The 13245-nt window shown below is 71.1% G+C and carries 10 protein-coding genes and 1 pseudogene; 3 read left to right on the forward strand and 8 right to left on the reverse strand.

What is annotated here, in order from left to right:
- Positions 1 to 29 precede the first annotated feature (29 nt).
- From IF99_RS0107105 to IF99_RS0107125, 5 genes are all read right to left on the reverse strand, one after another.
- Positions 30 to 926: an ABC transporter permease gene (locus IF99_RS0107105; RefSeq protein ID WP_030995494.1), complete on the reverse strand. Its 897-nt coding sequence runs from the start codon at positions 924 to 926 to the stop codon at positions 30 to 32.
- A complete protein-coding gene (locus tag IF99_RS0107110) occupies positions 926 to 1885 on the reverse strand; it encodes an ABC transporter permease (RefSeq protein ID WP_030995495.1) in 960 nt (319 codons plus the stop codon). Before IF99_RS0107110 ends, IF99_RS0107105 begins: the two co-directional genes overlap by 1 nt.
- Entirely contained in the window at positions 1882 to 3075 is a 1194-nt protein-coding gene (locus tag IF99_RS0107115) for an ABC transporter ATP-binding protein (RefSeq protein WP_030995496.1), read from the reverse strand. The genes IF99_RS0107110 and IF99_RS0107115 overlap by 4 nt, the downstream gene beginning before the upstream one ends.
- Positions 3076 to 3436: 361 nt before the next feature.
- Positions 3437 to 4711: a polyamine ABC transporter substrate-binding protein gene (locus IF99_RS0107120; protein WP_030995497.1), complete on the reverse strand. Its 1275-nt coding sequence runs from the start codon at positions 4709 to 4711 to the stop codon at positions 3437 to 3439.
- Between the two features lie 59 nt (positions 4712 to 4770).
- Positions 4771 to 6285, reverse strand: a complete 1515-nt coding sequence (locus IF99_RS0107125; RefSeq protein ID WP_030995498.1) for a gamma-aminobutyraldehyde dehydrogenase — start codon at positions 6283 to 6285, stop codon at positions 4771 to 4773.
- Positions 6286 to 6485: 200 nt separating this feature from the next.
- On the opposite strand from IF99_RS0107125, the gene IF99_RS0107130 reads away from it, so the two are divergent.
- Positions 6486 to 7121 (forward strand): NADAR family protein, encoded by a 636-nt coding sequence (locus tag IF99_RS0107130; RefSeq protein WP_030995499.1) that lies wholly within the window; start codon positions 6486 to 6488, stop codon positions 7119 to 7121.
- Positions 7122 to 7397: 276 nt separating this feature from the next.
- On the opposite strand, the gene IF99_RS34745 is transcribed toward IF99_RS0107130, so the two are convergent.
- Positions 7398 to 8054 carry a hypothetical protein gene (locus IF99_RS34745; protein WP_234340614.1) on the reverse strand — a complete coding sequence of 219 codons (657 nt, stop codon included), beginning with the start codon at positions 8052 to 8054 and terminating at the stop codon, positions 7398 to 7400.
- A gap of 701 nt (positions 8055 to 8755) precedes the next feature.
- Between IF99_RS34745 and IF99_RS0107140 the strand changes: the two genes are divergently transcribed.
- Both IF99_RS0107140 and IF99_RS0107145 read left to right on the forward strand, forming a co-directional pair.
- Positions 8756 to 9790: an adenosine deaminase gene (locus tag IF99_RS0107140; RefSeq protein WP_030995501.1), complete on the forward strand. Its 1035-nt coding sequence runs from the start codon at positions 8756 to 8758 to the stop codon at positions 9788 to 9790.
- A gap of 20 nt (positions 9791 to 9810) precedes the next feature.
- Complete coding sequence (locus tag IF99_RS0107145) at positions 9811 to 10554, forward strand: glycerophosphodiester phosphodiesterase (RefSeq protein ID WP_030995502.1); 744 nt, start codon at positions 9811 to 9813, stop codon at positions 10552 to 10554.
- Here IF99_RS0107145 and IF99_RS30610 read toward each other — a convergent pair.
- Together IF99_RS30610 and IF99_RS0107155 are read right to left on the reverse strand one after the other, a co-directional pair.
- Positions 10499 to 11228, reverse strand: a pseudogene (locus IF99_RS30610) (extracellular solute-binding protein); the annotation flags it as partial. The gene IF99_RS0107145 and the pseudogene IF99_RS30610 sit on opposite strands and share 56 nt — an antisense overlap.
- Positions 11229 to 11769: 541 nt before the next feature.
- Positions 11770 to 13206, reverse strand: a complete 1437-nt coding sequence (locus tag IF99_RS0107155; protein ID WP_030995503.1) for a gamma-aminobutyraldehyde dehydrogenase — start codon at positions 13204 to 13206, stop codon at positions 11770 to 11772.
- Between the last annotated feature and the right edge of the window lie 39 nt (positions 13207 to 13245).

Here is a 13245-nt window from a genome sequence, read left to right on the forward strand (position 1 = left end):
GTCCCACCCCGACGCCCCACCCCGACGCATCAGCCCCCCTGCTGCCTCTTCCGGCGCCTGCCGAGAAGCATGGCCGCCAGGACGACGAGCACGGCGACGACGAACATGGCGGTGCCGATCACGTTGATCTGCACCGGCGTGCCGCGCTGCGCCGAGCCCCAGACGTACATCGGGAAGGTCACGGTGGAGCCGGCGTTGAAGTTGGTGATGATGAAGTCGTCGAACGAGAGCGCGAAGGCGAGCAGCGCGCCGGCCGCGATGCCGGGCGCGGCGATGGGAAGCGTGACGCGCAGGAAGGTCTGGACGGGGCCTGCGTAGAGGTCCTGCGCGGCCTGTTCCAGGCGCGGATCCATGGACATGACGCGTGCCTTGACCGCAGTCACGACGAAGCTGAGGCAGAACATGATGTGGGCGATCAGGATCGTCCAGAAGCCGAACTGGACGCCCATGTTCAGGAACAGCGTCATCAGCGACGCGGCCATGACGACCTCGGGCATCGCCATAGGCAGGAAGATCAGCGAGTTGACGGCGCCGCGCGCGCGGAAGCGGTATCGCACGAGCGCGAAGGCGATCATCGTGCCGAGCACCGTCGCCCCGAGCGTCGCCCAGCCCGCGATCTGGAGGCTGAGCGAGAGCGAGCCGCACATGTCGGCCACGCCGCAGGGATCGCTCCAGGCATCGGTCGAGAAACGCTGCCACTCGTAATTGAATCGTCCGTTCGGCTTGTTGAACGAGAAGATCATCACGACGACATTCGGGAGGATCATGTACGCGAGGGTGCAGATCCCGGCGATGACGACGAGGTTACGGCGGACGGTGCGCAGGAGTCCGCCGGGTGTGCGCGCACGCGACGCCGACGCGGCGTCACGCGGCGTACGACGCGATTCCGGCGCGACGTCGCGCGACGTAGGGATCCGGGTGCTCATCAGATCAGGTCCTCCGTTCCGGACTTGCGCAGGTAGACCGTGACAGCGGCGAGGATGGCCGCCATGAGGAGGAAGGAAAGGGCGGCGGCAGCCGGGTAGTCGAGGACCCGGAGGAAAAGCGTCTGAATTACATTTCCGATCATCCGCGTATCCGTCGATCCGAGGAGATCGGCGTTGACGTAGTCGCCGGCGGCCGGGATGAAGGTGAGCAGCGTCCCCGAGACGACGCCGGGAAGCGACAGCGGGAAGGTCACCTTCCGGAAGGTTGTGAACGGCGCGGCGTACAGGTCTCCCGACGCCTCGTGGAGCCTCGGGTCGATGCGCTCCAGGGACGTGTAGAGCGGCAGGATCATGAACGGCAGGAAGTTGTACGTCAGCCCGCAGACGACCGCGAGCGGCGTCGCGAGGACGCGATCGCCCTCGGTGATGCCCAGCGCGCTCGTGACGTCCAGGAGATGCAGCGTGTTGAGCACGTCCACGACGAAGCCGCCGTCGGCAAGGATCGTCTTCCACGCGAGCGTGCGGATGAGGAAGCTCGTGAAGAACGGCGCGATGACGAGGATGAGCACCAGGTTGCGCCAGCGCCCCGCGCGGAAGGCGATGAGGTACGCGAGCGGGTAGCCGAGCGCGAGGCACAGGACCGTCGCGACGGCGGCGTAGGCGAGGGAGCGCACGAACTGCGGCCAGTACTCGCTGAAGACGTCCCAGTACGTGGCGAAGTGCCACGTCACCCGGAAGCCCTCCTCCAGCGAGCCGGTCTGCACGGACGTGGACGCCTGGTAGACCATCGGCAGCGCGAAGAAGACCAGCAGCCACAGCATCCCGGGCAGCAGCAACCAGTACGGCACGAGGCGGCCGCGCACCCGGACGCCGCGACGCCGGGGCGGCGTGGGGCCCGCGACGTCGTCGGGTCCCCGCGTGTTCGCGGGTGGCGCGGGGGGTGCGTCGGTGGCGCTCACGCGGCGTCCCCCTCACTGCCCGCCGTGGCGACGCCCGCGTCGATGTCCTGCTCCGCGTCGAGCCCGAAACCGTGGGCGGGGTTCCAGTGCGCGACGACCTCGGCGCCCGGCGTCAGGCGCACGTCGCGCTCGATGTTCTGGGCGTACACCTCGAAGCGCCCGCAGCAGGGGGCGTCGAGCACGTACTGCGTCGAGACCCCGATGAAGCTGGAGTCGGCGATGCGGCCCCGGACCCGGTTGCGCCCCTCGGGTATCCGCGCCTCGTCCTCGACGGGGATGAGCGAGACCTTCTCGGGGCGCACACCGAGCAGCAGCGCGCCGCCCTTGCGCGGCGGTACGGCACAGCGCACGGCGGGTACGACGAGGCGTGTACCACGCGCCGTCAGCGCGACGTCGCCGTCCGACGTCGCGTCGTCGACGGTGCCGGGGAGGAGGTTCGAGGTCCCGAGGAAGTTGGCCACGAAGGTGCTGCGCGGCGTCTCGTAGAGGTCCTCGGGGGCGCCCAGCTGTTCGACGCTGCCAGCGTTCATGACCGCGACGGTGTCGGCCATCGTCATGGCCTCCTCCTGGTCGTGTGTCACGTGCACGAAAGTGATGCCGACCTCCGTCTGGATGCGCTTCAGCTCCAGTTGCATCTGCCGGCGCAGCTTGAGGTCGAGGGCGCCGAGGGGCTCGTCGAGGAGCAGGACCCGGGGGCGGTTGATGAGCGCGCGGGCGACGGCGACGCGCTGTTGCTGGCCGCCGGAGAGCTGGTGCGGTTTGCGGCGCGCGTAGTCGCCGAGCTGGACGAGGTCGAGCATGTCGGCCACCTGCTTCTTCACCGACTTGATGCCGCGACGTCGCAGGCCGAACGCGACGTTCTCGTAGATGTCGAGGTGCGGGAAGAGCGCGTAGCTCTGGAACACCGTGTTGACGGGGCGGCGGTAGGGCGGCAGCGCGGTCACGTCCTCGTCGCCGAGGTGGACGGAGCCGGAGGTCGGTACCTCCAGTCCGGCGATCATGCGCAACGTCGTCGTCTTGCCGCACCCGGAGGCGCCGAGCAGCGCGAAGAAGGACCCCTGCGGAACGGTCAGGTCCAGCGGGTGCACCGCCGTGAAGTTCCCGTATTTCTTCCCGATCCCTTCGAGGCGCACGGCGCCGCCCCGATCGGTCGGGCCCGGCTGGTCGGTGGATGGCGTGGTGGTCGTCATGAGCTGCATCCCGGTGGTGAAGGTGCCGGTGGTGGGGCGTTCGGAGGGTGGGTGGGTTGCGGGGGTGCGCTGCGCGGTACGGCGCGTCGGTTCCCGCACGGGGGGGCCGACGTCGCGTCGGCGCGACGTCGCGCACGGGCCGCGCGAGGCGTCGGTGCGAAGCGGGACGTCGGGCCGGTGGCGGCGGCGCGGCGCCTGCGTGACGTCGCGTCCACGCGTCGTGGGCGTCGCGCACGCGACGTACCGCCCGCGACGTCGCGACGTACCCCGCCGCCTCGCGCCGCAGAGGCCGCCCCGCGCGACGTGCTGACGCGTCCACCGTGCCGACGCGTCGCCGTACCGCGTCACCTCAGCCTTCGCGTCAGCCGTCCGTCAGGGAAGCGAACTTCTTCTCATAGGCGGTCTCCTCCTTCGTCCCGAGTGAACGGAAGGCGTGGGACTTCGCGGCCATGGCGCGGTCGGGGACGATGAGCGGGTTGTCGGCCGCGTCCTTGTCGATCTTCGCCAGCTCCGGCTTGACGCCGTCGACCGGGCAGACGTAGTTGATCCAGGCGGCGAGGCGGGCGGCGACCGGCGGTTCGTAGTAGTAGTCGATGAGCTTCTCGGCGTTGGCCTTGTGGCGTGCCTTGTTGGGCACGAGGAGGTTGTCGGTCGAGGTCATGTAGCCGGAGTCGGGGATGACGTAGCGCACGTCGGGGTTGTCGGCCTGGAGCTGCACGACGTCGCCGGCCCAGGCGAGGCAGGCCGCGAGGTCGCCTTTGCTGAGGTCGGCGATGTAGTCGTTGCCGGTGAAGCGCCGCACCTGTTTGCGGTCGACGGCCTTCTGGATGCGCGCGATCGCCGCGTCGTACTGGTCCGCCGTCACACGGCCAGGGTCCTTGCCCATGTCGAGCAGCATCATGCCGACGGTGTCGCGCATCTCCGAGAGCAGCCCCACCTTGCCCCTGAGCTTGGGGTCGTCGAGCAACTGGGACACGGAGGTGATCTCACGGCCGCCGGTCGCCTTGATGTTGTAGGCGATGAAGGTCGAGATGCCGGCCCAGGGGTACGAGTAGGACCGGCCCGGGTCCCAGTCGGGGCTGCGGAACTGGGGCGCGAGATGCGCGTACGCGTGCGGCAGGTGCGCGGGGTCGAGTTTCTGCACCCAGCCGAAGCGTATGAGGCGCGCCGCGAGCCAGTCGGTGACGCAGATCAGGTCACGGCCGGTGTCCTGGCCCGCGGCGAGTTGTGGCTTGATCTTGCCGAAGAACTCGACGTTGTCGTTGATGTCCTCGGTGTATTTGACCTTGATGCCGGTGCGCTTCGCGAATCCCTCCAGCGAGGGGCGGTGGCGGTTGTCGTCGCTGACGTCGATGTACTCCGTCCAGTTGGAGAAGCTGACGCTCTTCTCCTGCCGGGAATGGTCCTCGGAGGTGATCGCGTCGTCGCCCGTCTTCGCCGCGGCGGGGATGCCGCAGGCGCTCAGCCCCGCGAGGCCGCCTGCGGCGAGCGCGCCGCCACCGACGGCGCGCAGCACGGCGCGTCGTCCCGGTGCCCACGGCGCCGCGCCGCGACGCCCCGTCCAGCCGCCCCGTGCCGCGCGCGGCAGGGCACGCGCCATGGCCGGGGGCGGACGATCCGAATCGAACTGTTCCATGCGCTGTGCCCTTCCGGGTGAGCCTGCTCGATGAGGGGGCCGTGATACCGGTCGGTGCGCTACCGGTCTCCGAAGACGGTGCGGTGCCAGTCCTTTCTGGCCACTGCGGTGTTGTCGAACATGACGTGCTTGACCTGGGTGTACTCCTCGAAGGAGTACACGGACATGTCCTTGCCGTAGCCGGAGGACTTGTAGCCGCCGTGCGGCATCTCGCTGACGATCGGGATGTGGTCGTTGATCCATACGCAGCCGGCCTTGATCTCGCGGGTGGCACGGTGCGCGCGGTACGTGTCGCGGGTCCAGGCCGAGGCGGCCAGCCCGTACGGCGTGTCGTTGGCGAGCCGCAGCGCCTCGTCGTCGGTGTCGAAGGGAAGCGCGACGAGGACGGGGCCGAAGATCTCCGACTGCACGACCTCGCTGTCCTGCGCGACGTCGGCGAGCAACGTCGGGCGGTAGTAGGCGCCGTCCTCGAGCACGCCGCCTGGTGCCTCGCCGCCGGTCACGACGCGCGACGTCGCGCGAGCGCGCTCCACGAACGCCGCGACGCGGTCACGGTGCGCATGGCTGATGAGCGGCCCGAGGTCGGTCGCCGGGTCGAAGGGGTCACCAAGCCGCACCGTCTCCATGAGCGCCGCGACGTCGCGTACGAAACGCTCGTAGACGGGGCGCTGCACATAGGCGCGCGTCGCGGCGGTGCAGTCCTGGCCGCCGTTGATGAGCGAGGCGGCGACGGCACCGTGCACGGCGGCGTCGATGTCCGCGTCGTCGAAGACCACGAACGGGGCCTTGCCTCCCAGTTCGAGGTGGAGCCTGCTGACGCCGCCGGTGGCGAGTTCCGCGACGTGCTTGCCGACCGCCGTCGAGCCGGTGAACGACGTCATCGCGACGTCGGGGTGCGTGACGAGGCGCTCGCCCGCCTCGCGGCCGGTGCCGCTGACGATGTTCACGACACCGCCGGGGAGGCCGGCGGCCGTCGCGGCCTCGGCGAAGAGGAGTGAGGTGAAGGGGGTGAGTTCGGAGGGCTTGAGCACGATCGTGTTCCCCGCCGCGATGGCCGGAAGGATCTTCCAGGCGGCCATCTGGAGGGGGTAGTTCCACGGCGCGATGGAGCCGATGACGCCGACCGCCTCGCGACGTACGTACGAGGTGTGGTCGCCGCTGTACTCGGCCGCCGCGCGTCCTTCGAGGTGCCGCGCGGCGCCGGCGAAGAAGGCGGTGTTGTCGACGGTGCCCGGCACGTCGAACTCGCGGCTGAGCCTGATCGGCTTGCCGCACTGGAGGGACTCGGCCTGGGCGAAGTCCTCGGCGCGCTCGGCGAGCACCGCCGCGAAACGGTGGAGGGCGTCCGCACGCTCGCCGGGCGTCGCGCCGGACCAGGCGGGGAAGGCGGCACGCGCGGCGGCGACGGCGGCGTCCACGTCGGCACGTCCCGCGAGTTCGTACGTGAAGATCGTCCGCCCACTGGCCGGATCCACGACATCCTGCCTGCAGCCCGAGGTTCCCCGAACGAGGCGGCCATCGATGTACTGGGCGCCTGCGGTGAAGTGGTCCCGTGGCTGGAAGCGGTTGTGCATGTCGCTCTCCTCCGGCCCCCGCGAGGGTGCGGGTACCGTAGCTCCGGCTCGATGTGAGTGCCGATCCTGACAGAGAGGCTTCAGTTCAACAAGTGATTCCGTTGTTTCCTTTTGCTTACACGACGAAATCTGTCGACCGCCCGTCGAGGCTTCCGCGAAAATCCAGACGGAGTGCCGAGCTTGCCTGCGAAACTCCCTTCATGGAAGAGGAGTCGAGCAGGGACTACGTAGCGTTGCTCGAGCGGGCGCGCGGCACGGTGCTGCCCGTGGCGAGGGGCGGGGACGGAGAAACTCCCGAGGACAGCGCGGCCCGCGCCGCCGTCCCGGGACGTCGTGTCAAGTTCCTCCACTTCTGGGGGCACACGTCGCGCGGCGGGGACCTCGACAAAGCGTGTTTGAGCCAGTGGTGGCCCGCGCCGTTCACGGTCGGCGCCGCGACGTACGCCACGGCGGAGCACTGGATGATGGCGCGCAAGGCGCGGCTCTTCGGCGACGTGGCGGCGGAGAACGCGGCATTGGCGGCCCCAGGCCCGGCGCAGGCGAAGGCGGCCGGTCGCCTCGTCCAGGGCTTCGACGAGGCGACGTGGGAGCGGGAACGCTTCGGCATCGTCGTCGAAGGCAGCGTCCACAAGTTCTCCGCCCACCCGGCCCTCACGGACTTCCTCCTCGGCACCGGCAACCGCGTTCTCGTCGAGGCCAGCCCACTCGACCGGATCTGGGGCATCGGCCTCGCCGCCGACGACCCCCGCGCCTCCCGCCCGGCGAGCTGGCCCGGCCAGAACCTCCTCGGCTTCGCACTCATGGCGGCACGCGACATCTTGCGTGGGGAGGCGTAGGGCGCCGGAACGCGGCGGGCGGAGGGGCGGACGCGAACGTGAGCCGGAGGGGCGCGACGCGACGCGAGGCGGAAGAAGGCGCAGCACTACGCCGAGGGACATTGGACGCGACGGCGGGGGCGACGGCGACGCTGGTGTAAGTGGGCGCGACATCAGGGGTGGTGTCGGCGTGACGCGACGTGTACGCGGCGTCGCGACGTGGTGCCAGTACGGCGCGTAGGCGACGTCGCGGTGTGGAACGGCGCGGCGTGTACGCGACGTCGCGGCGCCGCAGGGTCAGCGCGACGCCACGTGCGGCCCGTCCACCACGCCGAACGGCGCCTGTGCGTGGTACCCGTACGCCCCTTCGCCGTCCGCGCCCTCCCCCTCCTCCACCGCGAGCACGAAGCCCACCACCAGGACAGCGAGCCCGCCAACCAAACCGACGAGCCCGCACACCAGCCCGGCCAGCGACATCCCGCGCCCCGGCCCGCCCGCGCGTCGCGCACGCCCCGCCCCCACCGCGCCGAAGACGACGGCGAGCACCCCCGTCACAAGACCGAGAACCCAGAAGGCCACAGCGCCCCCGGCGTCGAGCGTGGCAGCGAGCACATAGGCGAGGAGCGCGACACCCCCCAGCGAGAGGGCGGCACGCGCCGGCCCGGCAGCCCTCGGCAACGCGCCGCTCACCGCGACGTGCGGCGCGGACGACGCAGCGTAAGGCGGGAAGGGCGTCGTCGACGGCGCGACAGGTGCCGCGACCGGCACCCCGTACGTGGCGTGCGGCGCAGCAGTCGCGGGCCGCGCGGCACTCGTCGGCGGTACGGGGGACGACGCGACGTACGGCGACGGCGCGTACCCCGCCTGCGGCAGCCCGCGGAACGCGGCGTGGGCGAGCGGGTAGCCGAACGCCGCCCAGCCGGGGCCCTCGGGCGACGTCGGAATCTCTGGCACCACGTCTCCGCCCCGTCCGGGCGACGCGTCGCCCCGACCCCCCACCGGCCACGCGGCAACAGCATCGGAAGCGGCCGGGGCATTGAGTGGCGGCGCGACATCCGGCGACCTGGTACCCGGCAGCGGCGCCGGCCAGGAGGCGGGGGCCCGAAAGGAGCCCACACCGTCGCGCACAGCCGAAGCCGAAGCCGACGCGCCCCCGCTATCCCCGTCCCCGGCCCGACCTCCCGCAGTCTCGCGCGTCGTCACCGCGCCGGGGACGTCGCGGCCAGACGGTGCGGCCGGAACGTCGCGGCCAGACACCGCGCCCACCTCCCCGGCATCACCGGCACTCGCTGCCACGCCGCCCGCCCATGCCGCCTCGTCCGGCCCCGACGCGACGCCGTCGCCGGAAATCACCGCGCCGTCCCCGTCGCCCGTCGCGTCCGCCCCTCCGTACGCGACGTCCCCCGCCCCTCGCCTCCTGGCCTCGCCGCGTCCCGACCCCTGACGCCCCGCGTCGCCCCCGTCGCCCCGCTCCGTCTCGTCCACCCGTTTCCCTTCCGCGTCCACTGCCGCACCGGCCCGCCCGGACGTCGCGGCGGAACGCCGCATCGTCCGGCATCCCGGCCGCCTGCCGCTCGGCGCGCCGTCCTACGATGATCCCCGACCGGCGCCGTGTCCGGTCCACCGCCCTGACCGGGGAAGGACCGCGAGGACCCATGAACGTCTCCAGCGAACTGCACACCTTCATCGCAGGTCTGCCCAAGGCCGAACTGCACGTGCACCACGTCGGCTCCGCCTCGCCGCGCATCGTCGCGGAGCTCGCCGCGCGCCACAGCGACACGCGGGTGCCCACGGCGCCCGAGGCGCTCGCGGACTACTTCACGTTCACGGACTTCGCGCACTTCATCGATGTCTACCTCTCCGTCGTCGATCTCATCCGCACCCCGGAGGACGTCCGGCTGCTGACCTTCGAGATCGCGCGCGACATGGCGCGCCAGAACATTCGCTACGCGGAGCTGACCGTCACGCCCTACAGCTCGACGCGACGGCGCGTCGACGCGCACGCCTTCATGGAGGCCATCGAGGACGCGCGGCACGCCGCGGAGAAGGAGCTGAACGTCGCGCTGCGCTGGTCCTTCGACATCCCCGGTGAAGCGGGTCTCGAAGCGGCGGAGGAGACGACGCGCCTCGCGACGGAGCTGGGCCCCGACGGTCTCATCAGCTTCGGTCTCGGTGGCCCCGAGATCGGGGTGCCGCGTCCGCAGTTCAAGCCGTACTTCGACCGCGCGCGAGCAGCGGGGCTGCGCTCCGTGCCCCACGCCGGCGAGACGACCGGACCCGAGACGATCTGGGACGCGCTCAACGAGCTGGGTGCCGAGCGCATCGGCCACGGGACGAGCGCCGTGCAGGACCCCCGGCTGCTGGACCACCTGGCGGAGCACCGCATCCCGCTGGAGGTGTGCCCGACGTCCAACATCGCGACGCGTGCCGTCGCGGACCTCTCCGCGCACCCGGTCAGGCAGATGGTCGACGCGGGTCTCCTCGTGACCATCAACAGCGACGACCCGCCGATGTTCAACACCGACCTCAACAACGAGTACGCCGTCGCGGCCTCGCTCCTCGGCCTGGACGAACGCGGCTTGGCGGAGCTGGCGAAGAACGCCGTGGAGGCGTCGTTCCTCGACTCCGTGGGCAAGACACGGCTCCACGCCGAGATCGACGCGTACCTCGCCACCTGGCTCGCGCCCTGATGCTGTGATGGCATGCCCCCATGCGCACCGTCACCGCCGTGGGGCATCGCGGCGATCCGTACCGTTTCCGTGAGAACACAGTCGCCTCGCTGCGCTCCGCGTTCGCGGGCGGCGCCGACGCCGTGGAGCTGGATGTCCGGCTGACACGCGACGGCGTGCCCCTCCTGCTGCACGACGCGACGCTCTCGCGGCTGTGGGACGTCGACGCGCGGCTGAGCGACGTCACCGCCGACGACGTCGCGCGGCTTACGCGGGGCGGCGTGCCCTCTCTCGCGGACGCCCTGGACGCGACGTCGGGACGTCGCGTCATGATCGACCTCCCCTCCGCGACGCCGCGTGCCGTACGCGCCGTACTGGGCGTCGTACGCGACAGCGGCGCGACATCGCGCGTGTACTACTGCGCCGGCCCCGACGCCATGCTCGCCGTCCGCGCGCAGGACCCCGCCGCCGAGATCGCCCTGACGTGGACGACGCTCGCCCCGCCGCGTCCCGCACTCCTCGACGCGGTCCGGCCGCGCTGGCTCAACTACCGCTTCGGTCTCCTCGACAGCGGTCTCGTCGCGTCCCTGCACCGTGACGGATACCTCGTGTCCGCGTGGACGCCGGACACGCGGCGTTCGCTGCGACATCTGCTCGCCACCGGCGTCGACTCCGTGACGAGCAACCGTGTGGCCGTCGCGTGCGCGGAGCGGGACCGCGCGGGCCTCCCACGCCCGTCGTCTCGCCCCAGCGACGGGCCAGTTCAGGACGCTCCCGCGCCGTGATGTCGCGTGCGGTAGCGAGGCGACGTCATCGCGTCCTCCAGGAAGATGAGCGGGTCCTCGGCGAGTGCGGCGGTCTCCTTGTCCTTCGCCGCCCCGAGGACGTCGCGTGCGGCAGGCACGGGACAGACGTAGTTGACCCCGGCGGCGAGGGCCCGCGGCGACCTCGGGCTCGTAGTAGTGGTCGATGAGGCGTTCGGCGTTGCGCTTGTGGGCGGCGCGGTCGGGGATCCTGAGCGACTCGGCCCACAACTCGGCGCCTGCCTCGGGTACGAGGAAACGAATAGCGGGTTGTCGGTCTGAAGCTGGATCACGTCGCCCGGGTACGCCTGGCAGGCAAGCACGTCGCCCGAGGCCAGGTCCTTGATGTAGCCGTTTCCGGTGAAGCGGCGGACGTGCCCGGCGCGTACACGTGGGGCGAGCCGGTCGTACATGCGGTGGAAGTCGTCGGTCGTCCAGCGGGTGATGTCGACGCCCTCCCCTGCAGGAGCGCTTACACCTCGTCCGTGCCCGACAGGAGCGTGACGCGGCCCTTGAACTCGTCGCCCCACAGCTCGGAGACATGGTGCAAAGTGCAGCCCAATTTGGCGCGTCGTGCGCGATTCCCGTGATGCCAACTGCCACGGCACCGTGGAGTGCCGCCCCGGGTCGAACGCCAGGTCGCGCAGCGAGGGATCCGATGCTCAGCATGCCCGCCGCCGCGACGCCGCCGCGCGGAACGGCAGGTCGCGTCAGGACGCCGCGCCGCTGCGGGAGAACGTCGCGGCGCGAACGCATCGTAGGCGACGTGCACACCGCGCTGGACGTACGCGACGTCAACGGGAAGGGACCGGCGTATCGATGGCTTCGGCACGCGCGCAGCACGACGCTCGCGTCACACGCCGACGGCAATCGACGTCGCATCCTCGCCGGGCAGCGTACGGACGACACAGTGTCGACGAGGACGCAGCTATGGGCAGACACGACACACGCCGCGCAGGGCGACGCCCTCGTCGCGAGACCGCACACGTCGCGTACCCACCGCGACGTCGCGCATCGCGACTCCCCACCGGCGCGACGTACCCACCGCCCCACGCCGAACAACCCATGCCCAGCCCCCACCCCACCACCAAGACGGCCCGCACCGCGCCCCAGCGCGGCGCGAGCCGTCCCCACCCCACCAGAAAAGCCGGGGCGCACCCGACAACGCCGGCCCGCCCCGCCCCCGAGGGCCCTGCCTCAGTCCAGCGACGTCATCACGTGCTTGACGCGCGTGTAGTCGTCGAAGCCGTAGAGCGACAGGTCCTTGCCGTAGCCGGATTTCTTGAAGCCGCCGTGCGGCATCTCGGCGACGAGCGGGATGTGCGTGTTGATCCACACGCAGCCGAAGTCGAGCGACTTGGACATCCGCATGGCGCGCGCGTGGTCCTTCGTCCAGACGGACGAGGCGAGGGCGTACTCGACGTCGTTCGCGTATGCGAGGGCCTGCGCCTCGTCGGTGAAGGACTGGACCGTGATGACGGGCCCGAAGACCTCGTTCTGGATGATCTCGTCCTCCTGGCGCAGGCCGGAGACGACGGTCGGCGCGTAGAAGTAGCCCTTGTCACCGACGCGGCGTCCGCCGGTCTCGACCTTGGCGTGCGCGGGCAGCCGGTCGATGAAGCCGCTCACCTGCGCGAGCTGGTTGGCGTTGTTGAGCGGCCCGTAGAAGGCGTCTTCGTCGTCGGGCCCGGCGGTGCGCAGTTCGGCAGCGGCCTTGGCGAGGGCGGTGACGAACTCGTCGTGCACCGACTCGTGCACCAGGACGCGCGTCGCGGCGGTGCAGTCCTGCCCGGCGTTGAAGTAGCCGGCCTCGGAGATGCCCGCGACGGCCTTCGCGAGATCGGCGTCCTCGAAGACGACGACAGGGGCCTTGCCGCCCAGTTCGAGGTGGACGCGCTTGAGGTCCTTCGCCGCCGAGCCCGCGACCTCCGTCCCGGCGCGCACGGAGCCGGTGATGGAGGCCATGGCCGGCGTGTCGTGCTCGACCATGAGGCGCCCCGTGTCGCGGTCGCCGCACACGACGTTGAAGACGCCGTCCGGCAGCACGGAACCCATGATCTCGGCCATCAGGACGGTCGACGCGGGCGTCGTGTCCGAGGGCTTGAGGACGACGGTGTTGCCCGCGGCGAGCGCCGGGGCGAACTTCCAGACCCCCATCATCATCGGGTAGTTCCACGGCGCGACCTGCGCGCAGACGCCGATCGGCTCGCGGCGTACGAAGGAGGTGAGCCCCTCCATGTACTCCCCCGCCGAGCGCCCGTCGAGCATGCGCGCGGCGCCCGCGAAGAAGCGGATCTGGTCCACCATCGGCGGGATTTCCTCGCTGCGGGTGAGCTCGACCGGCTTGCCGGTGTTTTCGACCTCGGCGGCGATGAGTTCCTCGGCGCGCTCCTCGAAGGCGTCGGCGATCTTCAGCAGCGCGCGCTGGCGCTCCGCGGGCGTCGCGTCGCGCCACGCCGGGAACGCCGCGGCGGCGGCGTCCATCGCGGCGTCCACGTCGGCGGCGCCCGACAGGGGTGCCGTCGCATACGCCTCGCCGGTGGCCGGGTTCACGACCTCCGTGGTGGCGCCGTCCGCGGCGTCGCGGAACTCGCCGTTGATGTAGTTGCGCAGTCGGCGCGGTTCGGTGGTCACTGCCGGCCCTCCTGTCGTGTCCGGAGCCCGGTGTCAGGG

Origin of the sequence: Streptomyces sp. NRRL F-5630 (assembly GCF_000719475.1) — a bacterium.
Taxonomy (GTDB): Bacteria; Actinomycetota; Actinomycetes; order Streptomycetales; family Streptomycetaceae; genus Streptomyces.